The organism is Salipiger sp. PrR003, from assembly GCF_010500785.1.
In the GTDB taxonomy this organism is placed as follows: Bacteria; Pseudomonadota; Alphaproteobacteria; order Rhodobacterales; family Rhodobacteraceae; genus Salipiger; species Salipiger pacificus_A.
Map to the genome: position 1 here is coordinate 13,253 of NZ_JAAGOV010000029.1, position 20,457 is coordinate 33,709.

At 68.1% G+C, this 20,457-nt stretch carries 20 protein-coding genes, 1 tRNA gene and 1 riboswitch; of the genes, 11 read left to right on the forward strand and 10 right to left on the reverse strand.

Going from position 1 to position 20,457, the window contains the following annotated elements; translation table 11 throughout:
- Positions 1 to 128: 128 nt before the first annotated feature.
- Both G0D83_RS06025 and G0D83_RS06030 read right to left on the reverse strand, forming a co-directional pair.
- Positions 129 to 1,955 carry a GMC family oxidoreductase gene (locus G0D83_RS06025; RefSeq protein WP_164190570.1) on the reverse strand — a complete coding sequence of 609 codons (1,827 nt, stop codon included), beginning with the start codon at positions 1,953 to 1,955 and terminating at the stop codon, positions 129 to 131.
- A 70-nt stretch (positions 1,956 to 2,025) separates the two neighbouring features.
- Entirely contained in the window at positions 2,026 to 2,478 is a 453-nt protein-coding gene (locus G0D83_RS06030) for an Lrp/AsnC family transcriptional regulator (RefSeq protein WP_164190572.1), read from the reverse strand.
- A gap of 72 nt (positions 2,479 to 2,550) precedes the next feature.
- Here G0D83_RS06030 and G0D83_RS06035 point away from each other — a divergent pair, with 72 nt between their 5' ends.
- Positions 2,551 to 3,144 carry a LysE family translocator gene (locus G0D83_RS06035; protein WP_108967950.1) on the forward strand — a complete coding sequence of 198 codons (594 nt, stop codon included), beginning with the start codon at positions 2,551 to 2,553 and terminating at the stop codon, positions 3,142 to 3,144.
- Positions 3,145 to 3,250: 106 nt separating this feature from the next.
- A complete protein-coding gene (locus tag G0D83_RS06040; protein ID WP_164190575.1) occupies positions 3,251 to 4,213 on the forward strand; it encodes an acetyl-CoA carboxylase carboxyltransferase subunit alpha in 963 nt (320 codons plus the stop codon).
- Positions 4,214 to 4,937: 724 nt separating this feature from the next.
- Here the strand turns inward: G0D83_RS06040 and G0D83_RS06045 are convergent.
- The 3 genes from G0D83_RS06045 to G0D83_RS06055 form a co-directional block, all read right to left on the reverse strand.
- Positions 4,938 to 5,840, reverse strand: coding sequence for a DUF1206 domain-containing protein (locus G0D83_RS06045; RefSeq protein ID WP_108967954.1), 903 nt, complete (start codon positions 5,838 to 5,840; stop codon positions 4,938 to 4,940).
- Between the two features lie 74 nt (positions 5,841 to 5,914).
- Complete coding sequence (locus G0D83_RS06050; protein WP_092423177.1) at positions 5,915 to 6,568, reverse strand: GntR family transcriptional regulator; 654 nt, start codon at positions 6,566 to 6,568, stop codon at positions 5,915 to 5,917.
- A 34-nt stretch (positions 6,569 to 6,602) separates the two neighbouring features.
- On the reverse strand, positions 6,603 to 7,295 hold the full coding sequence (locus G0D83_RS06055; protein ID WP_164190578.1) for a M48 family metallopeptidase: 693 nt from the start codon (positions 7,293 to 7,295) through the stop codon (positions 6,603 to 6,605).
- Positions 7,296 to 7,401: 106 nt separating this feature from the next.
- Here G0D83_RS06055 and G0D83_RS06060 point away from each other — a divergent pair, with 106 nt between their 5' ends.
- The 3 genes from G0D83_RS06060 (at position 7,402) to G0D83_RS06070 (ending at position 8,675) form a co-directional block, all read left to right on the forward strand.
- Positions 7,402 to 7,719, forward strand: coding sequence for a TIGR02300 family protein (locus G0D83_RS06060; protein ID WP_108967958.1), 318 nt, complete (start codon positions 7,402 to 7,404; stop codon positions 7,717 to 7,719).
- Between the two features lie 165 nt (positions 7,720 to 7,884).
- Positions 7,885 to 7,960 (forward strand) — tRNA-Ala (locus G0D83_RS06065).
- Between the two features lie 169 nt (positions 7,961 to 8,129).
- Positions 8,130 to 8,675 carry an AAA family ATPase gene (locus G0D83_RS06070; RefSeq protein ID WP_164190580.1) on the forward strand — a complete coding sequence of 182 codons (546 nt, stop codon included), beginning with the start codon at positions 8,130 to 8,132 and terminating at the stop codon, positions 8,673 to 8,675.
- Between the two features lie 150 nt (positions 8,676 to 8,825).
- On the opposite strand, the gene G0D83_RS06075 is transcribed toward G0D83_RS06070, so the two are convergent.
- The 5 genes from G0D83_RS06075 to G0D83_RS06095 are packed head-to-tail and all read right to left on the reverse strand — an operon-like array spanning position 8,826 to position 13,552.
- A complete protein-coding gene (locus G0D83_RS06075) occupies positions 8,826 to 9,440 on the reverse strand; it encodes an ATP-binding cassette domain-containing protein (protein ID WP_164190582.1) in 615 nt (204 codons plus the stop codon).
- Positions 9,434 to 10,156: an ATP-binding cassette domain-containing protein gene (locus G0D83_RS06080; protein ID WP_164190584.1), complete on the reverse strand. Its 723-nt coding sequence runs from the start codon at positions 10,154 to 10,156 to the stop codon at positions 9,434 to 9,436. The genes G0D83_RS06075 and G0D83_RS06080 overlap by 7 nt, the downstream gene beginning before the upstream one ends.
- Positions 10,153 to 11,010 (reverse strand): ABC transporter permease, encoded by an 858-nt coding sequence (locus G0D83_RS06085; RefSeq protein ID WP_164190586.1) that lies wholly within the window; start codon positions 11,008 to 11,010, stop codon positions 10,153 to 10,155. The genes G0D83_RS06080 and G0D83_RS06085 overlap by 4 nt, the downstream gene beginning before the upstream one ends.
- Positions 11,007 to 11,990: an ABC transporter permease gene (locus G0D83_RS06090; RefSeq protein WP_370457172.1), complete on the reverse strand. Its 984-nt coding sequence runs from the start codon at positions 11,988 to 11,990 to the stop codon at positions 11,007 to 11,009. Before G0D83_RS06090 ends, G0D83_RS06085 begins: the two co-directional genes overlap by 4 nt.
- Complete coding sequence (locus tag G0D83_RS06095) at positions 11,987 to 13,552, reverse strand: ABC transporter substrate-binding protein (RefSeq protein WP_164190588.1); 1,566 nt, start codon at positions 13,550 to 13,552, stop codon at positions 11,987 to 11,989. Before G0D83_RS06095 ends, G0D83_RS06090 begins: the two co-directional genes overlap by 4 nt.
- A 125-nt stretch (positions 13,553 to 13,677) precedes the next feature.
- On the opposite strand from G0D83_RS06095, the gene nikR reads away from it, so the two are divergent.
- From nikR to G0D83_RS06125, 6 genes are all read left to right on the forward strand, one after another.
- Complete coding sequence (gene nikR / locus G0D83_RS06100) at positions 13,678 to 14,145, forward strand: nickel-responsive transcriptional regulator NikR (protein WP_164190591.1); 468 nt, start codon at positions 13,678 to 13,680, stop codon at positions 14,143 to 14,145.
- Positions 14,146 to 14,432: 287 nt separating this feature from the next.
- Positions 14,433 to 15,938 carry an ABC transporter substrate-binding protein gene (locus G0D83_RS06105; protein WP_164190593.1) on the forward strand — a complete coding sequence of 502 codons (1,506 nt, stop codon included), beginning with the start codon at positions 14,433 to 14,435 and terminating at the stop codon, positions 15,936 to 15,938.
- Entirely contained in the window at positions 15,935 to 16,864 is a 930-nt protein-coding gene (locus G0D83_RS06110) for an ABC transporter permease (RefSeq protein ID WP_164190596.1), read from the forward strand. Before G0D83_RS06105 ends, G0D83_RS06110 begins: the two co-directional genes overlap by 4 nt.
- Positions 16,861 to 17,679, forward strand: a complete 819-nt coding sequence (locus G0D83_RS06115; RefSeq protein WP_164190597.1) for an ABC transporter permease — start codon at positions 16,861 to 16,863, stop codon at positions 17,677 to 17,679. The genes G0D83_RS06110 and G0D83_RS06115 overlap by 4 nt, the downstream gene beginning before the upstream one ends.
- Positions 17,676 to 19,172, forward strand: a complete 1,497-nt coding sequence (locus G0D83_RS06120) for an ABC transporter ATP-binding protein (RefSeq protein WP_164190599.1) — start codon at positions 17,676 to 17,678, stop codon at positions 19,170 to 19,172. The genes G0D83_RS06115 and G0D83_RS06120 overlap by 4 nt, the downstream gene beginning before the upstream one ends.
- Positions 19,152 to 19,336, forward strand: a riboswitch (cobalamin riboswitch). Its footprint overlaps the gene before it by 21 nt.
- Positions 19,337 to 19,406: 70 nt before the next feature.
- Complete coding sequence (locus tag G0D83_RS06125; RefSeq protein WP_164190601.1) at positions 19,407 to 20,447, forward strand: ABC transporter substrate-binding protein; 1,041 nt, start codon at positions 19,407 to 19,409, stop codon at positions 20,445 to 20,447.
- Positions 20,448 to 20,457: the final 10 nt, after the last annotated feature.

Below are 20,457 nucleotides of genomic sequence, written 5' to 3' on the forward strand. Positions count from 1 at the left end.
AGTGTCGAACGGCCGTCCCTGCCGGGGCGGCCGTTTCTCTTTGTGGCAGGGGTCCTGGGCGCTCTGGCCGCGTCCGCGCCGCGCGCGGCCTCGCAGGGGTATCTCTGCCCGAAAGAAAGCGCCGCGGATCAGGCGGCGGGCAGCGACGGCCGCGGCTCGGGCTCGGCGGGGGGAGCGGTCCCGTCGTCCGGGGCCTGCACAGGGGCGGCGGGCGTCTCGGCGATGGGCGGCGCCTCCGCCTGCGCAGCCACATCCTCCGCGGCGACCTCGGCGATCTCATCGCCGGTCTCCGCGGCGGCCTCGAGCTCTGCCTCCGCCGCGATGTCGCCGTCGCGCTCGGCGGCGTCGGAGAGGATGAACTCCGCCGCGCGCAGCGCCGCCGCCATCACCGGGGCGAGCGTGCCGCCCGCCGGCACCTCGGGGAAGATCGAGGCGTCGCAGACCCGAAGCCGGTCGATGCCGCGCAGCCGCAGCCGTGTGTCGAGCGGGTCGAGGTCGTCTGGCCCCATGGCGCAGCTGCCCACCGCGTGGCCCGCCGAACGGCCGTAGCGGCGATAGAGATCGAGGATGTCATCGTCGCTTTTGGCCCATGCCGAGATCACCGTCTCCCCCTCGACGAACTCCGACAGCGCCGGGCGCCGGGCCAGTTCGCGCAGCCGGCGCAGAACGGCGATGGCGCGGGTGCGGTCGCGCTCGGTGGCGAGGTGGTTGGCCTCGATGCGCGGTGCCATGTCGGGATCGGGTCCGGCGGCAAAGACGTAGCCCGAGCTCTCGGGCCGCAGCGCGTGGCCGGTGAGCCGCATGCCCGGCTCGGTCTCGAGCCCGCCAATGCCCGGGACCACCTCGTGCGAATGGCTTGCAGCGGTGATCATGATGTCAGGCGGCTCGGCGGTCTTCTGCGAGCTCAGGAAGCCCACCAGTTCGGCCCCGCCCTGGCTCATCACCCCGCTGCCGGACAGCAGGTAGCGCAGCGCGTTGATCCAGAGCCGCCCGCCGCTGTAGGCGCGGTTGTCGCTGTCGCGCCAGTGGCGCAGCCGCCAGTTGGTCGCCAGCATCACCTGATCGCGCAGGCCGCGGCCGATGTTGGGGCTGTGGTGCCTCGTCTCGATCCCCGCGCGGCGCAGCGCCATGCCGTCGCCAATGCCCGAGAGCATGAGGATCTTCGGCGTGATCACCGCGCCGGCGCAGAGGATCACCTCGCCGCGGCTGCGGAACAGCAGCTGGGCGCTGCCGCGGCGCCCCTCGATGCCATAGGCGCGGCCCTCGTCGATGAGCACCCGGTCAACCCGCACCCCGGTCTCGATCCTGAGGTTTGGCCGGTCCTTGGCACCGCGCAGGAAGGCGGTCCAGGCTGTGACCCGGCGGCCCTTGTCGTCGAGGGTCCAGGCGGCGGGGCCAAGCCCATCGGGGTCGGCCTCGTTCGGGTCCTTGCGCTGGCGCCAACCCGACTCCGCCCCGGCCTGCATCACCGCCTGCATCAGGGGCCGCAGCGGCTCGGCCAGCCGCAGGGACACCGGACCGCCGCGGCCGCGCAGCTCGCTGCCGCCAAAGGCATGGTGCTCGAGCCGGCGCAGGGTGTCCGACATTTCGGGCCAGTCCCAATCCTCGCTGCCGGTGATCTGCGCCATCCGCGCCCAATCCGCCGCGCCGCCGCGCAGCCAGAGCATCGCCCCGACCGCGCTGGTGCCACCCGGCATCCGCCCGCGCAGCCAGCGTTCGGCAGGCCCCCGCGCCCCGGGCTCGACATGGTAGCGGTAGACCCGCGAGGGATCGCGCAGCAGCCAGCCCGAGGCCCCCGGCACGCTGCTCGCCCAATGCCCGCCGGCACCCTTGCCCTCCTCGAGCAGGAGCACACGTGTGTCGGGGTCCGCCGACAGCCGTTCGGCCAGAACGCTGCCCGCCGCCCCTGCCCCGACGATGATGTAGTCGAATTCGCCCGCCTGCGCCTCGGTCATGATCCGGTCAAACTTTTCCGTTTTCGTCCGGCGCCCCGAAGGGAACCGGTGCCGTCCGATTCGGGCGCGCTCAGGCTCTGTCGTCCTTTGGCGATCCCATCACCACATAGGAGGTTATGGCGCTTACCTGCGGCAAGGTGCCGAGCACCTCCGTGTGGAACTCCTTGTAGGCGGCCAGATCGGTCACCTCGATGCGCAGAAGATATTCCACGTTCCCGGTAATATTGTGGCATTCCTTCACTTCGGGGGCGCGGGTGATCACCCGCTCGAAGGCAAGCTGCGATTCCTTGGTGTGCACCCCGAGCCCGACGGTGACATAGGCGACAAAGCCGATGCCGGTCTTCTCGGGGCTGAGCACGGCGCGGTAGCCGCGGATCACCCCCGACTTCTCCAGGGCCGCCACCCGCCGCAGACAGGCCGAGGCCGAAAGCCCCACCCGCTCGGCCAGCGCGAGGTTGCTGATCCGCCCGTCGCGCGCAAGGACACGCAATATCCGGTCGTCTATGTAATCAAGGTCGCTCATAAATTGCGATAAAAGCCGCAATACGCCGTTGATTGCAATCTTTCTCCATCTCAAACGGGTAAGTCTTGCGCCATGACACAGGACCTTCTCTTCGCGCTGGCGGGCTTCGCCTTCGTCACGGTGATCTCGCCGGGGCCGAACAATCTCATGCTGCTCGCCTCGGGCGCCAACTTCGGCCTCGCGCGGACAGTGCCGCACATGCTCGGCGTGGCGCTCGGGTTCCCGGCGATGGTGCTGCTGGTGGGGCTCGGCGCTATGCAGGTCTTCGAGGCCTTTCCGCTCGTGCGCAGCGCCCTTACCGTGCTGTCGGTGCTCTACATGCTCTGGCTGGCGTGGAAGATCGCCCATGCCGCCGCTCCGGGCGAGGCGCAGGCGGGGGCGCGGCCGATGGGCTTTTTGCAGGCCGCGGCCTTTCAATGGGTGAACCCCAAGGCCTGGTCGATGGCGCTGGGGGCGATCACCCTCTACGCGGTCAGCCGCGACCTGCCCGCCGTGCTCTTGGTGGCGGGCACCTATGTCGCCATGGGCGCGATCTCGACCACCACCTGGACGGTGCTCGGCGGCAGCCTGCGCCGGGTGCTGAAGAGCCCCGCGCGCTTGCGGCTCTTCAACTGGAGCATGGCCGCGTTGCTGATTGCCTCGATGCTGCCGGTGCTTCTGGGCTGAGCCGCACCCGCCGCCAAGGGCCCGCAGATGTGGCAATCGAGCTTGCTTTGTTGCATCCGCGCGCCTTCGAGGCCATATAGGCCGCGACCAACAAGAGTGCCCGAGCATGACGCATTATCTCGACTTTGAAAAACCCCTCGCCGAGATCGAAGGCAAGGCGGAAGAACTGCGCGCCATGGCGCGGAAGAACGAAGAGATGCATGTGGAGGACGAGGCGGCCGCGCTCGATCGCAAGGCCGACGATCTGCTCAAGGATCTTTACAAGAAGCTGACCCCCTGGCGGAAGTGCCAGGTGGCGCGGCATCCTGACCGTCCCCATTGCAAAGACTACATCGACGCCCTGTTCACCGAGTACACGCCGCTCGCCGGCGACCGCGGCTTTGCCGACGACCACGCGGTGATGGGCGGGCTTGCCCGGTTCAACGACAAACCCGTGGTCGTGATCGGCCATGAAAAGGGCAATGACACCCAATCGCGCATCGAGCGCAACTTCGGCATGGCCCGCCCCGAGGGCTACCGCAAGGCGATCCGCCTGATGGAGATGGCCGACAAGTTCGGCCTGCCGGTGATCACCCTCGTTGACACCCCCGGCGCCTACCCGGGCAAGGGCGCGGAAGAGCGCGGCCAGTCCGAGGCGATCGCCCGCTCGACCGAGAAATGCCTGCAGATCGGCGTGCCGCTGGTGACCGTGATCATCGGCGAGGGCGGCTCCGGCGGCGCCGTGGCCTTTGCCACCGCCAACCGCGTGGCGATGCTCGAGCATTCGGTCTATTCGGTGATCTCGCCCGAGGGCTGCGCCTCGATCCTTTGGAAGGACGCCGAAAAGATGCGCGAAGCCGCCGAGGCGCTGCGCCTCACGGCGCAGGACCTGCTGAAGCTGGGCGTCGCCGACAAGGTGATCCCCGAGCCGCTCGGTGGCGCCCACCGGGCGCCTGCGGATGCCATCGCGGCGGTCGGCAACAATATTGCCGCCCTGCTCGAGGAGATGGACGGCATGAAACCGGCGGAGCTGATCAAGGCGCGCCGGCAGAAGTTCCTGTCGATGGGCTCCAAGGGCCTCGCGGCCTGATCCCAGGCCGCGCCCGGCAACGGGCGGGCCAAGCGACAACCGATTTGAAATGCCCCGGCCTGCTTCTCTTCCGCAGGGCGGGGCATTTTGCTTTGACGGCGATGGATGAAGCCCGCCGCGCATCGAATTGGCATCGCGGTGGAATTTCGCGTGCAGCGACGGCGCAAATCCGGCTTGCGAGAGGCTGTGCGAACCGCTGCCGCCTTGGGCGGACGGCACAAGCCGCCGATTCCGAACCGCGCTGTTTTCCTACGCAGGCACAGGACGTTTTCCTACGCAGGCACAGGAATCGCGGAAATCCCTGTAATTCTGCATAGATAGAGCCCCGAACTGAGTTTCAGAATGCGCCGCACCGCGACTCGAACCGAGGACAATACGGCAATAAAGAGGCTTCCAGCTTTGCATGATTGTCAGCTGACAATTATTTGCTACCGCAGCCTCTTTCGGAATAAACGCCGCTGAACCACGGTCAAACCTGCTGAATTTCCGCCTTAATTATTTCTCAACAATTTCGAAGTCCCTATTCCTGACACATACTTCAGGGATTCAACAAGACCCTTTTCCGAAAAACCACGGATGGTCATGAGGGGCCGCCCTCATGAGATGCGCTCTCCTGCCCTGTCAAATGCCCATCCGGGAATGTTTTTCCCGACTTCTTCACGCGATGGATGACGCCCCGTGGGGCCGCCTCGCAGCGGCCCCGACGTCGCAGGCGTGCCCGCCCTTATCCCGTCGCATTCTCCGCAGCCGCGCGCAGCCGCGCGCCCAGCGACTCGATCCCGCGGTCCGCCGCCTTGGGAATGATCCGGTAGCCCGCATTGACGAAGCAGAACAGCGAGAAGCCCAGCAGGCCGAGGCAGAGCAGCCCCACGAGCACCCGGCCATAAACCTGCCCCTGCAGCCAGTCGAAGGCCGATCCCAGCCCGCCGGCCTCGGAGGCGTTGGCCTGCAGCGCCGCGTAGCAAATCAGCATGCCGATGATGCCGATCACCACGCCCTGCGCGGCCAGCCCTGCCTTCAGGGCGCCGTTCATATGGGTGGTGACGCTGTTGGCGCGCAGGTGGTTGCGATATTCCTCGGTCATCGCCTTGTGCAGGTAGTACACCCCTGCCCCGATGGTCAGCAGCCCGGCCACGCCCACGGCGAGCTGACCGCCCGGGTTCTGCAGCACCGTATCCAGCATCTGCCGTCCGCTGCTGCCGCCGCTCCGGCCGATGAGCAGCGTCAGCGCCAGCCCCCCGATGCCGAGATGCGCCGCCCCGGTCACCAGCATGCCGGCGCGGGCGACGAGCCCCTTGGCATCGCGGCCGTAGGCCTCGAGATCCCAGATGCAGTCGACCAGCCGCCAGAGCGCATAGGCGAACATGCCGAGCGCGATGAGCACGATCACCGCCGTGCCCCAGCCTCCCTGCAGGCTCTGCATGGCCTCCGAGGTGCCCTCTGCCTGCCCACCCCGCAGCATCGACCAGAGCGAGACACCCGCCACCACGAGGTAAACCAGCCCGCGCCCGGCGTAGCCGGCGCGCATGATCGGAATCGACCAGGCAAAATCCTCGGGGTTCACATCCTCCAGCCGGCGGGCGCGGCGCGAGTCGGGCTTGAGCGAAAGAGAGTCGGCGAGGGTCATGGCGGGCTCCGGGGCTGGCTGAGGGATATCCCCTCAATGCCCCTCCCCCCGCCAGGGTTCCCCGGCAGCCTGTGTCAGGTGGCGAGCATCCGCAGCCCCTGGGTGACGTCAGAGCGCACCGCCAGCCGCAGCCCCGGCTCGTCGCCGGCCTTGAGCGCGGCGATCATCAGCCGGTGATACTGCGGCGCCTCGGTGCGGCGCAACCGGCCGTAGAGCTTGCGCATGGTCGGCCCGAGCTGCAGCCAGACGGTCTCGGTCATCGCCAGCATCGCCGGCGCCTGCGCCCGCAGGTAGAGCGTGCGGTGAAACTCGAGATTGGTGCGGATGTAGCCCACCGCGTCGCGCGCCTGGATCATCTCGGAGATGGTGCCGTTGATCGTCTGCAGCCGGTCGATCAGCGCCATGTGGGCCCGCGGCAGAGCGCGCGAGGCCAGCTCGACCTCGATCAGCGCGCGCAGCGCCGCCAGCTCCTCGATCCGCTCGTTGGACAGCTCCGGCGTCGAGACCCGGCCCGAAGAGGACATGGACAGCGCCCCCTCGGCGACCAGCCGGTTGATCGCCTCGCGCGCGGGGGTCATCGAGACATCGAACTCGCGACCGATGCCGCGCAATGTCAGCGACTCGCCCGGCGCGATCTGCCCCAGCATGATGCGCTGGCGCAGCCCGCGGTAGACGCGTTCATGGGCGGAAAGGACGATATCGGAGGTGCGGGGCTGGGGCTGGATCATGATCCGCGCAATCTCCGACGCGGCGCGGGCGGCGTCAATCGCCGAAACGATAGCGATGCAGCGAAGCGCCCTCGACCTGCAGCCAGCGGCGCGCCGGGCGCCAGTCGCCGTAGAGCCGCTCGACCACCGCCCAGAACGCCGGCGAGTGGTTCATCTGCGCCAGATGCGCCACCTCATGCGCCGCGACGTAGTCGAGCACCTCGGGCGGCGCCATGACCAGCCGCCAGGAATACATCAGCCCGCCCTCGGCGGTGCACGATCCCCAGCGCGAGCGCGTGTCGCGCAGCGTCAGCCGGCTGTAGGGCAGCCCGAGCGCGGCGGCGTGGCGGTCGGAGGCCGCGGCCAGCCGGTCGCGCGCCTCGGCCCGCAGCCAGCCCACGAGCCGCGCGGGCACCTGCTGTGCCGCGCCGGGCACCTCGAGCGCGCCGTCAACGCGTCTCACGCTGCGCCCCTGCCCCGGACGGATCTCATGCGCCCGCCCCTCGAAGGGCAGCCGCGCGCCAAGGCCCACTGCCACGTCGGCACCCCGGCTTTCGAGGTGGCCGCGCAGCCAGCCCTCCTTCTCGCGCAGGAAGCCGATGGCCTCGGCCTCGGGCAGGCGCCGCGGCAGCGTCAGCGTCACCCGACCGTCGAGCTGCGAGAGTCGCAGCGACAGCCGCCGCGCCTGCGCGGAGCGTCGCAGGGTGACCGAGATCGGCGGGTTGCCCGGAAGGGTGATCTGCCCCATTTTCTGCGCCTCTGGACTGCTTGGGCCAAAAGTTTTGACACTCCCCTTGTGTTATGGCAGAGGCTTCAGATTGTCGACCGTACAAGCCAGCTGAAGGGGACCACCCATGCCCAAAGAAGAATGGGGCACGAAGCGCATCTGCCCGACCACCGGGAAGCGTTTCTACGACCTGAACAAGGATCCGATCGTCTCGCCGTACACCGGCGAGGTGCTGACTCTCGATACCGGCAAGCGCACCATGCTGTCGGCGGACCAGCCGGATGGCGCCCCGCGCCGTGCCCAGAAAGAGGAGTCGGAAGACGTCGATCTGCTGGAAGATGATGTCGAGGTCGAACTCGATGACGATGATGTTCTCGACGATGACGAGGATGACAACGTCTCGCTCGACGAGATCACCGACGTTCCCGGCGATGACGACGAGTAAGCTTTGAAGTTTTTTCTGCGGGCGGTCATTTTTTCGCTTGAACCCGCCCGCAGCATCCCATAGATCACGCCGCACAGCGCCGGAGACGGCGCGGCGGACACCGCTCCGGACCGAAGCCGAAACGCTCTGAAGAGCACGACGGACAAGGCAAAGAGCACCGCGATTGGGGCCTTAGCTCAGCTGGGAGAGCGCTTGCATGGCATGCAAGAGGTCAGGGGTTCGATCCCCCTAGGCTCCACCAATCCTCCACTTAAAAGCACCAGATAGGTCTGCCTTTTTCGTCAGAGGATTTGCCTCTGCCGCGCAGACAGGTGATGTTTTCCCTGCGAAGATTCATGCTGCTTTGATCCGCGCCTTCGGGCGTGTTGATCCCGTCGCAGCCCTTCCCCCTTCACAACCGAGGATGGCCCATGAGCGACCGTTTCTTCGTCGTGACGGGCGGCCCAGGTGCGGGCAAGACCAGCCTGATCACCGAGCTTGCCCGTCGCGGCTTCCACACGATCCCAGAATCCGGCCGCGCGATCATCCGCGAGGAGATGCAGAGCGGCGGGGACGCCCTCCCTTGGGCGGACCGCATGGCCTATGCCGAACGGATGCTGGAGCAGGACCTCCGCGCCTACAGCGCCGCACAGGCGCTCTCAGGCCCGGTGATCTTCGACCGCGGCTTTTCCGACACCCTAGGCTACCTGACCCTCTGCGGCCTCCCCGTGCCGACCCACGTCACCGCAGCAGCCAAGGCAGCCCGCTACAACGCCCGCGTCTTCCTTGCGCCCTACTGGGACGAGATCTTCACGCAGGATACCGAACGCACGCAGACCCGCGCCGAGGCCGAAGCGACCTGCGCCGTCATGCGGGAGACGTACACCGCGCTCGGATACAAAACCACGGAGCTGCCGCGCGCCGACATTGCAACACGCGCCAGCTTTGTATGTGCGCACTTGGCGATCCGACCGTAATCTCGAGATGGACGGAGAAGCTGCCAAAGCGGACAAACCGCGCTTTTGCCTCAGCTGCTCAGTTTGTGCTGCGACTGCGACGCTGTCCGGGAGGAAGGGCGAAGCTCCCCCTTTCGCTGCGTCACGCACGAACGGTCGCAGTTGGCAGGCCTATCTGTTGTCCTGACTGTCGAGCACCAAGCTTGTGCTACAAAAACGGGACCTCAAGCCATTGCTGTGAGACACAAGGAGCAATGATATCCGTCGCTGGCGGGTCAGATCGAGCAGGGCCCTCAGAAGCAGATCCTGCTCGATCGCATCCAATTGGCTGGTGATTTCGTCACAGATCAGAACCCGTAGACGCGGGTGGAACAGGCGCGCGAGGGAAACCCTCGCCAGCTCTCCCCCCGAAAGTTGCGTCGGCCGTCGGTTTAGCCACGCGTCGCGTATGCCGAGCGCCGCAAGCACCTCGGGGTCCGGGACCATGCCGTTTTCCAAGACCTTGCGCACGTGCCAGCGGGGATCGACCGCCAGCTCGGGGGATTGGGGGGCGTACTGCACCGGGGCCGGGAGCCCCGGTCTTGCCGTTTCGAGCCTTGCTCCGTCGAGCAGAACCTCGCCGTAATCGGGCACCGACCGGCCCGCAAGGATCCGGCAAAGGGTCGTCTTGCCAGAGCCCGATGCTCCGCCAACGCCCATCACCTCGCCCGGGGAGAGCTTAAGGTCAACGCCGGTCAGGATCTGCCGATTGCCATAGGCATGGCGCAGGTCGCGGGCGGTCAGCATTGAGCATCCGGCGAAAGCTGCGCATCCCACAGCGCTTGTGAAAAGGCTTTGCGCAGGAGGCTACCGGTCCCGGCAAATGCGGCTTTCGGCGCCGTTTCGACTTGCCTGCCCTCTCGCAGGATGACGATACGTGACGCGATCCTCACCAGACCGATCAGGTCGTGCGAAATCACCATTACCCCTCGCCCGGCAGCAGCCAGATCGGCCAGCAGCGACAGGACGCGGGCCGCGGCGGCCTCGTCCAGCCCGACCGTCGGTTCGTCGGCGATGATCCAGTCCGCGCCTGTGGCCAGTGCCGTGGCCAGAAGCACGCGGCGCGCCATGCCGCCCGACAGCTCGTGCGGGTAGAACCGGGCCGTGTCCGGCGGCAGGCCGACACTGGCCAGCGCGCCAGTCACATCGGCGGATCGCTCTGCAAGGCGGGCGAACCGCTGGATCTGGCGGCCGACCCGCGCCAGCGGATCCAGCGCATCCAGCCGCTGCGGGGCCAGTGCGATCGTCCGGGGGCGGACTGGATTGCCTGCAATGGTGATGTGGCCTGTCCGGATGGCGTTCGGCGGCAATGCTCCGACCAGAGCCTCGGCGACGAGGCTCTTGCCCGCGCCGGAGGTGCCGGTCAGCCCGACGACCTCGCCGCGATCCAGCGACAGGGATACGCCCTCCAGAACCGGGCCGGTCGGAAAGGTCACAGCCAGGTCTTCGATCCTAAGGGTCATGCCATGCCTCCCGCCGGATCCGTCAGCCGGCGCAATGCCTCGCCGAACCGTTCGAAGGTTACGGCGACCAGCATCAGACCAAGGCCGGGCGCGGCGGCAACCCACCAGTGTCCCGCCATGATCTCGCGCAGGCTTTCGGACAGCATCACGCCGATCGACGGCAGGTGCGGTTCGATCCCGAGGCCGATGAAGCTGAGCCCTGCCTCGTGCAGGATCGCATGGGGGAAGATCACGATGAAACCGGCGACGATCTGCGGCACGAGGTGCGGCACGAGGTGATGCCGGGCGACCCAGCTCCGCGACCGTCCCAGCGCGCGCGAGATTGCCACGTACTCCGACGTGGCGATCGTCTGTGCCTCGTGTCGCAGGACGCGCGCGAGGCGCGGCCAGTGGGTCAGCGCCACGGCGACGATCACACCTGTCGTGCCACCGCCCGTGGCAAAGGCAACCATGATCAGCAGCACGAAGTGCGGCAGTCCGAGCGCCAGTTCCGTCAGCATCCCGACCGCGTGATCGGCGACGCGCCCGAAGGTCGTCGCCAGCCCCAGCACTATCGCCACGAGGGTCGATGCGCCCGCCGCCAGAAGCCCGACCTGCACGCTTTGCGCAAGGGCTGCCAGGGTGCGGGCGGCGATGTCGCGGCCCAGCAGGTCGGTGCCCATCAGATGCGTCCGCTGCGGTGGCAGCGCACGTGCGGCCGCGTCGACCGACAGGGCACCCTCGGGCAGCAGCGCGGCCCCCGTCAGCACCGCGCCCAGCAGCACCAGCGCGACGAGACCCTGTCGTTGCGCCCGGCGCTCCGGAAGCCGTCGGCCCGTGGGCACGACTAGGATCCGCTCGGCCGCTTTGCTCATGCGGGGCGCCTCAGTCGCGGGTCGGCCAGCCGGGCGGCGATGTCGGCCAGCAGGTTGCCCGCGAAGACAAACAGCAGCGTCGCGAGCCCAATCCCCATCAGAAGCGGCGCGTCTGCCCCCGTCGCCGCGCGCACGGTGGCCTGCCCCAGGCCTGGCCAGGCGAAGACGGCCTCGGCCAGGACCGAGCCTCCGAAGATCTCTCCCGCTCCGGCGAGGTGCAGGGTGAGCGCGACCCCGGCCGCGTGGCGCAGGCCGGGTCCAAGTGCCAGCCGCAGGGGCGTCGCTCCATGGGTCGCAAGGTGGTGTGCGGCGGGGCTGTCGAGGAAGGCGATCAAGCTTTGCCGGGTGTGCAGCACCAGCGGCGCAATGCCCACGACCGATAGGGTGACGACCGGCAGGACCATGTGACGCCAGCGATCCGCCAAAGTGATTTCGGTGGCCAGTTGTCCGGGAGGCATCGCGCAGCAGGCGGGCAGCCAACCCAGCCCGACGGCAAAAACGGCGACCAGCAGGATTGCCACCCAGAATCCCGGGCTTGCCGCCAAGGCAACGGCAAGCGTGCGGATCACACGATCGGGCCAGCGCCCGCGCATCGCAGCCGCCGTCAGGCCCAACAGAGTGCCCAGCACGAAGGACAGCACAAAGGCCAGCCCGACCAGCGCCAGCGAGGCAGGCAGGCGCGTGGCGATGACCTGCGTCACGGGCGCGTTGAAGGTGATGGATTGCCCCAGGTCACCCTGGGTCAGCTGACCGAGCCAACTGGCAAATCGTTCGGCTGCCGGTCGGTCCAGACCCCAGGCGGCGGCGATGGCGTCGCGCTGCTCCGGGCCGATCTGCGAGCTGCGGCCGCCCACATAGGCTTGCACCGGGTCAATGGGGGCAAGCGAGATCAGCGTGAACAGCCCGACTGCCGCCAGCGGCAGCAGCCAGGTCAGCCGGACCAGGCGTCCGGCCAGCAGGGTCGGCAGCCATGCCCTCACTCGCAGGTCCAGCGCCAGGACGGCAGGTCGTGGGTGATGGGAAAGCCGTGGCCATGGGGGTGGATCTGAAGCGGCCCCAGGTCCAGGCAATCAGAGACCCAGTAGGAATGTTCGAGGTTGACCATCCAGGCCCATGTTGCATCGCCCTTGGGTCCGAAACCCGTCTCGCCGTCCCAGGCCGCTGCCTTCCACTCGCCAAGAGATGCGTCAAAGCTGCTCGCGGCCTCGGCAGCCTCGAGGCGCGCATCGACAGCCGGGTTCGCATAGTGACCGGTGTTGTAATAGTCGACACCGGCATAGTCGCCATGGTGCAGGTAGAAAAGCTCGGAGGGGTCATGCGCGCCCCAGCCGAGCACAACGACCTGCGAATGCATCAGCGCCCCGATCTCATCCCAGCTGCTGCCCGTCGGCTGGGCGTCGATGCCGATGCCGCGCAACTGTTCCGACGCGCCCAGAGCCAGCGCCTGGCGCGTGCTGTCGCTGGCGGGGTAAAGCACCCGGAACGCAGCGCGCAGACCGGCCTTCTCGCGGATGTCGTCCCCGTCGGTATCGCGCCATCCCGCCGCCTCCAGCGTGGCCATCGCGGCGGTCGGGTCATTTCCGGGGATCGCGGCCTCGGGGTTGTCCCAAGGCAGGCCGTCAGCGGGACCCATGGCAGGGCGACCGTGACCGTTCAGGGCCAGCGCCACCAGCGCCTCGCGGTCGAGGGCCTGGTTTACCGCGACACGAATGGCCCTGTCCGCCGTCACATCGTTTCCGATCGGCGTGCCCGCATCGGTCGTGGCGCCAGTGTCTGGCAGCATCGGGAAAGCCAGCCCCCGGTTGTCGACCGTCTCGACATGAAGCACGGCCAGTCCCGAGGGGGCGGCATCCGCCATGGATGGCGGCACGGCCACGACGTCCGCTGCCCCCGTCCGTGCCAGCGCCTGCCCGGCCTCTTCCGAGCCAAAGACAAAGCTGACACGCTCGAAGGCGATCTCGCCACCATGCCAATAGGGGTTCGGTTCGACCAGCAACTGCTCGCCCTCGCGCCATTCGACCATCTGGAAAGGCCCGGAGCCCACAGGCTGCCGGGCATAGCCTTCACCATAAGTCGCAGCCGGCACGACGCCGAGCGTGGCAAGGCGCGAGACGAAGGTGATCCGCGGTTCGGTCAGTTCCAGCTCGACTGTCAATTCATCAAGGACGCGGGCTTCCTTCAGAACGGTCAGGTCGGCCAGCCCACCGGCCGCTCTGGCCGTGTTGTAGGTAAAAGCGACATCCTCGGCCGTCAGCGGCGTTCCGTCCGAGAACCTGGCGTCGCCGCGGAGGCGCAGCCGCCAGACACGCCCATCTCCCGACAGGGTCCAGTCGGTCGCGAGGTCTCCAACCAGAGTGAGCTCGGCATCGTAGCGCAGCAGGGTCGACTGAAAGAGCGGGTTGCCATAGTGGCCCCAACCCATGATCGGATCGAAGCCGCCGTCGGGCTCGCCGCCGATCGCCAGCACAAGAGGCCGCGCTTCGGTGGGCGCAGGCAGCAGAAGCGAAGCTGCGAGCGCGAGGGGTGTCAGTGGACGGATCATGGCGCCTTTGAGTATGAAAAACTTTGCGATATTTCATACTCCGGCTCCCGGCAGTGTAAAGTGCCAGCCCGCTTGCGCCTCGGTTTCTTAGCGCGGATGCTTGGCGCATCAGCACGGAGAGCGCCATGCAACGGATCACGATCGCAATAGAAGACGACCTACTGGCCGAGCTGGACAGGCACATGGAACGGTCCGGCGCCACCAACAGGTCGGAGGCGATCCGGGACCTGATGCGCCGTGCCCTGACACGCAACGCACCCCAGGAGGCGGATTGCATCGGGATCGTCAGCTATGCCCTGGACCTCGCGACCCGGGATCTGGGGCGCCGCGTCCCCCAAACCCGCCACTCCCGTCACGACCAGGCCATCGCGGCCTTGTCGGTGCCGCTCGACCACACGAATGCCATGGAGGTGACCGTGATGCGCGGCCGGGTGGAAGATGTGGAGGATTATGCGCATGGTCTCTTCGCCGAACGGGGAATTCGTCACGGCCATCTGTCCCTGGTGCCGCTGGAAGATGTCCAGCAAATCCACCAGCACGGCAGAAGCGAACCGCACATGCACAGCCACCTAAAGATCAAGGATGGGTTCTGAATTGAGAAACTTGGTCCAGGGCTGAGATTCGCGCCCGACCTTCTGGCGGTGGCCATCTACGTGGCTCAGGCACGCGGTGCAGGATCAGTGTCGGCACAGACGCAGCCTTCTGATGGCTGATCGACCGCGCGGGTTAAATCCCGGAGAATGCGGGCAGCCCGATTGATGCGGGCACGGAGCAATCTCTTCTGATGGGGCGATCACGTGCTTGCGGTATGTTATGATATAACGTAATGGCCTCGCGACGCCTTCGGGCCGAGGTTCCATTGCACAAAGGTCTCCCTCCGATGACACGAATTCCTGCGCTCGCCGCAGCCCTGATGCTCTCGGTTCCGGCGCTTGCCGCCGCAGAGCCGGGCCGGCCGCTGACCGTGGCGGCACAGTTCGAGATCAAGGGCGCAGAGCCCTCGACCAGCGGCTACATCTTCACCCGCATGGGGATCACCGAAACCCTCGTCGATGCGGACGCAGAGGGCAATCTGGTGCCGGGGCTCGCCACTGGCTGGCAGGTGTCCGAGGGCGGGCTGAACTGGCGCTTCACGTTGCGCCCCGGCGTGAGCTTCCACGATGGCAGCCCGATGGACGCCGAGGCCGTGCTCAAAGCGCTGACCATTGCCCGCGCCAAGCCCGGCCCGCTGGCCTCGCTGCCGATTTCGGGCATGACGGCCGAAGACGGCGCGCTGGTGATCACGCTGACCGAGCCGCGCGCGGCGCTTCCCGCCTATCTCGCCGAGTTCCACTCGCAGATCATGGCGCCCGCCGCCTATGACGCCGACGGACAGGGGATCGCCGTCATCGGCACCGGCCCCTACCGCGTGACAAATCTTACGCCGCCGCTGTCGCTCGATGCCAGTGCCTTCGAAGGCTACTGGGGGGCGCAGCCGCATATCGCCGAGGTTGCCTATGATGCGGTCAGCCGGGTCGAGACGCGCGCTCTGATGGCGCAGTCGGGCGATGCGGATTTCGTGTTCGGGCTCGATCCCGCCTCGGTGGCGCGGCTGGGGATGTCGGACGCGGTCGAGGTGCGTTCGGTGGCGATCCCGCGCACGCTGCTGCTGAAGGTCAATGCGGGTCACCCCTTCCTGGACACGCCCGAGGCGCGCAGGGCGCTGAGCCTCGCCATCGACCGCGACGGCATCGCCAAGGCCGTGCTGCGCTATCCCGAGGGCGCCGACCAACTCTTCCCGCCGTCGGTCTCAGCCTGGCACAGCGACAGCGTCGCGCCCTTGGCCTACGATCCCGAGGCCGCCAAGGCGCTGCTCGAGGGCCTGGGGTGGCGCGCCGGATCCGATGGTATTCTGGCCAAGAACGGCGCGCGCTTTGCCCTGACGCTGACCACCTATCCCGACCGTCCCGAACTGCCGCTGGTGTCGGCGGTGCTCGAACAGCAGTTCCGGCAGATCGGCGTCGCGCTGACGATCAATTCCACCAACTCCTCGGAGATCCCCGCGGGGCATCAGGATGGCTCGCTCGACCTGGGGCTGATCGCGCGGAACTTCTCGCTGATCCCCGATCCCATCGGCACGGTCATGTCCGACTTCGTGCCGACCGGCGATTGGGGCGCGATGAATTGGGACAACCCGGAGTTCGTGGAGCTGGTCTCGGGCATTGCGCGCGGCGACGGCGATGACGCGGACCGCACCCATGCCGCCGAGATCCTGCAAGCCGAGCTGCCGGTGATCCCGATCGCGTGGTACCAGCAGACGCTCGCGGCAGCGACCGATCTTAGCGGCGTCACCATCGATCCCTACGAGCGCAGCTTTGGCCTGCAGGATCTGGAGCGGACTGAATGAAGTCACTGATCTCGCGGATCATCCAGGCGGGGCTGGTGGCGGGGCTGATCGGCACCGCCACATTCGCCATGATGCGCGCGTTGCCCGGCGACATGGCCTGGCGCATCGCGTCGCACCGCTACGGATATGACAATGTCGACGCCGCCGCCGCCGATGCGGTGCGCGAGGAGCTGGCGCTCGACGGGCCGGCGCTTCCGGCGCTGCTGCGCTGGCTTGGCGATCTGGCCCGGCTGGACTTCGGCAACTCGCTGGTCTCGGGCGCGCCGGTGATGGACGAGGTGGTCCACCAGCTTGGCGCCTCGCTGCAGCTTGCCGTTGCGGCGCTGGCGCTGTCGCTGCTGATCGGCCCGCCGCTCGGCATCCTCGCCGGGCTGCGGCCCGGCGGCCTGCTCGACCGGGGGCTGCTGGTGCTCTCGACGGGGCTGCGGGCGGTGCCGCAGTTCCTGCTGGCGCTGGTGCTGATCCTGCTGCTGTCGGTCGGGCTCGGCCTTCTGCCCGCCGCCGGACACGGCGCGGCGCGGCATTTCATCCTGCCGACCGTCACCCTCGCGCTTGGCCTTGCCGCGGTGAACGCGCGGATCGCCCGCGATGCCATGGCGCGCATCGCGGCCATGCCGTTCTGGCGCTTTGCCGAGTGGAAGGGGCTGTCGCGCCGCCAGGTGCTGCTGCGCCACGGGCTGCGCAACGTCGCGGTGCCGCTGGTGACCTACCTTGGGCTGCAATTCGTCACGCTGGTCGAGGGCGTGGTCATTGTCGAGTCGGTCTTCGGCTGGCCCGGCATCGGCCACGCGCTGGTGCATGCGATCTTTGCCCGCGACGTGCCGATGGTGCAGGCCACCGCGCTGGTGCTGGGGCTGGGCTTCGTGCTGGTGAACGCCGGTGTCGATGCGATGACCCGCAAACTCGACCCGAGGGGGCTGGCATGACGAGCATCGCGCATCCTCCCGCAGCTCGCGCGGGCTTTCCTTGGGCGCGCAGCCTTGGCGCCGCGCTGGTGGCGCTGGCGCTGGCCTTCGCCATCCTCGGCCCGGTGCTGGTGCCGGGCGATCCCTTCGCTCAATCCCTGCTCAAGGCATTGGCCGGCCCCGAGGCGGGCGCGCCATTGGGCTATGACCATCTGGGCCGATCGATCTATCACCGTCTGGCCGATGCGTTGCGGCTCTCGCCGCTGATCGCTCTGGCGGCGGTTGCCACCGCCGGAGCCTTGGGCCTGACGCTGGGCACGCTCGCCGCGGCGCGGAGCGGCTGGACCGACCGCGTGCTGACCACGCTCGCCGATGCGCTGCTGGCGCTGCCCGGCCTGTTGCTGGTGCTCATCGTGCTGGCGATCATGCCCTCGACCGCTACCGGCTTCTGGCTAGGCCTGTCGCTGGTGCTCTGGGTCGAGTTCTTCCGCCTCACCCGCGCCGCGGTGCGCGACACGCTGGCTTCCCCGGCGGTGCAGGCGACGCGGCTTCTGGGCTTTGGTCCGGTCTACGTCTTCCGCCGGCACCTCTGGCCGGAGATCGCCCCGATGATGCTGACGGCGGGGGCCTTCGGCATGGCGACGGCCATCATGGGCATCGCCGCGCTCGGCTTTGTCAGCGTCGGCATGCGCGCGCCCACGCCCGAGCTTGGCCTGATGATGGTCGAGCTCATGCCCTACTGGCAGGAGGCGCCGCATGCGCTGCTTGCGCCGGTGATTGCCACCTTCGGCCTGCTGCTGGGCCTCACCCTTCTGGCCGGGAGCCGCGAGACATGACCCTTCTGAGCGCAAAGGACATCTGCATCCACGACGGCGGCACGCAGCTTGTCGAGCCGCTGTCGATCACGCTGGAGCCGGGGGTGCCGCTGGTGATCCTCGGCGAGACCGGCTCGGGCAAGAGCCTGTTTGCGCAGGCAATCATGGGCACGCTGCCCGAGAGCCTCTCGGCGCGGGGCGAGGTCGAGATCGGTGGGCGACGGATCAGCGCCGCGCGGCCGCGCGAGTTCCGCGGCCTCTGGGGGCGGCAGATCGCGGTGCTGCCGCAGGAGCCGTGGCTGTCGCTGGACCCGCTGATGCCCGCCGCGCGGCAGGTCGCCGAGGCGCATCAACTGGTGCGCGGCCTGAGCGCCGCCGAAGCCCGCACCCGCGCCGGTGACGATCTGGCAGCGCTGGGGCTTCAGGGCGCCGGAGCAAAACTGCCGCATGAACTCTCCGGCGGCATGGCGCAGCGTGTGGCCATCGCCGCGGCGCGGGCCGGGGGTGCGCGGATCGTCATCGCCGATGAGCCGACCAAGGGGCTTGATGCCGCGCGCCGCGACGATGTGGCCGAGTTGCTGATGGCAGAGGTCGGCAGCGGCGGCGGGCTGATCGTCATCACCCACGATCTTGCGCTGGCGCGGCGGGTCGGTGGGCAGATCATCGTGCTGCGCAAGGGCCGCGTGGTCGAGACCGGCCCCACCGCCGATGTCCTTGCCGCGCCAAGATCCGACTACACCGCCCGGCTGATCGCGGCGGACCCCGAGACATGGCAAAAGCGCGCGCCCGCGCCCGCGGGCAGCAGCGTGGTTCGGGCCGAGGGGCTCGCCGCGACCCGCGGCGACCGGGAGCTTTTCCGTGATGTGTCGCTGGATATCGCCGCGGGGCAGATCTTCGGGATCACTGGGCCCTCGGGCTGTGGGAAATCGACGCTGGGGGATGTGCTGCTCGGGCTGCACCGCCCCTCCGCCGGGCGCGTCACCCGCACTGCATCTCGGGCGCGCGCCTACCAGAAGCTGTATCAGGATCCCGTCGCGGCCTTTCCGCGGCACCAGAGCCTTCAGCGCACGCTGAGCGATGTGGCGCGGCTGCATGGGCAGGACCCGCGGCAGATCGAGCACCACATGGAGCGCCTCGGCCTTGCCCCAGTGCTGCTGGGTCGCAAGCCGGGCGAGGTCTCGGGCGGGGAGTTGCAGCGACTGGCGATCCTGCGCCTGCTGCTGGTGCGCCCGGCCTTCATCTTTGCCGATGAGCCGACCTCGCGGCTTGATCCGATCACCCAGGCAGAGGTCATCAGCCTGCTTGTGGACACCGCCGAGCGCGACGGCTGCGCCATCATGCTGGTCAGCCACGATCCGGCGCTGGTGGCAAAGACCGCCGACCGAGGGCTTTCGCTTCACTGCCCGGCCGGGATGCAGGGCGACCCCGATACGCCGGGCCGATGCGAGCATGGCAACTTGACAAAGCACGGCGCCGCCCCGAGGTTCGCCGCGAACGGTTCCCATCCGGGATGAAAAGGGAACCCGGTGACGCGGCCTTGGGCCGCGGACTCCGGGACTGCCCCCGCAACTGTAAGCGTCCGTTCCGAGCCACCCGCCCCTCCGGGCGAAGCCACTGCGCCAAACGGCGCGGGAAGGCGGTTTCGGGACCATGGCCGCAAGTCAGGAGACCTGCCGTTCCGGCCCCGCGATCCCGCGGGGGCGTCACCTGCGCAACCGACCGGACGGGGTGTCCGGGAAAGGATATTGATGTTTCTTGCAACCTCGGGCCGCCTCCGCGGCCTTGCGCTGCTGTGCTGCGCCTTGCTGCCCATTCCTGAAACCACATTTGCTGAATCGACCGACTACCCGTTGCAGATCCCCAACTGCGACCGTGTGACGACCTATGCCAAGCCGCCCGAGCGCGTGGTCTCGATCGGCCAAGGCACGACGGAGATCCTGCTCTCGCTCGGCCTCGCCGAGCATATCGTCGGGACCGCCATCTGGCTCGCGCCGCTACCAGCGCCGCTGGTCGACGCGGGGCAAGCCGTGCCGCGCATCGCCGACAACTCGCCCGGTTTCGAGGCCGTGCTGAAAGCCCGCCCCGATTTCGTCGCGGCGCAGTGGATCAACGACATCGCCCCGGATCAGGCCCGGGTTGGCACCTTCGCCCAGTTCGACGATTTCGGCATCAGCACCTATGTCTCGCCTGCGGAATGCGCCAAGAGCGACTTCGTTGCGGGCAGCGGCGACGGCGCCCGCGCGCAGGCCTGGAGCGACGATCTGCTGAACCGGGAGATCACCGAACTGGCCCAGATCTTCGGCGTGCCGGCGCGGGGGGCTGACCTGGTTGCTGCCAATGCCGCCCGGATCGAGGCGGCAACGGCGGGTGCGGCAGCGCTGCAGGCAAGGGACGTCTCGGTGCTCTACTGGTTCTCGTCGCCCGAGATCGCCGGCGAAGCCTATGTGGCCGGGCGGTTCGGAGCCCCGGCATGGATTTCCGAAGTTGTGGGGGTGCGCAACGTGATCACCTCGGACGAGGAATGGCCGCTGGTTGGCTGGGAGACGATTTCAGAGCTCGATCCGGATGTAATCGTGCTGGGCACCATGGAGCGGCGCAACCTCCCCGGCGACGACGTGGGCGCGAAACGCGCGTTCCTGGAAAGCGATCCGGTTGCCAGCCAGCTGCGCGCGGTGCGTGCGGGACATCTGATCGAGATGCCCGCGCATTCGATGAACCCAACGCTTCGGGCCGTCGACGGGGTCGAGGTCCTTTCGACGGGCCTGAAAGACATCGGTCTTACGCGGTGAGCGTTTCGCG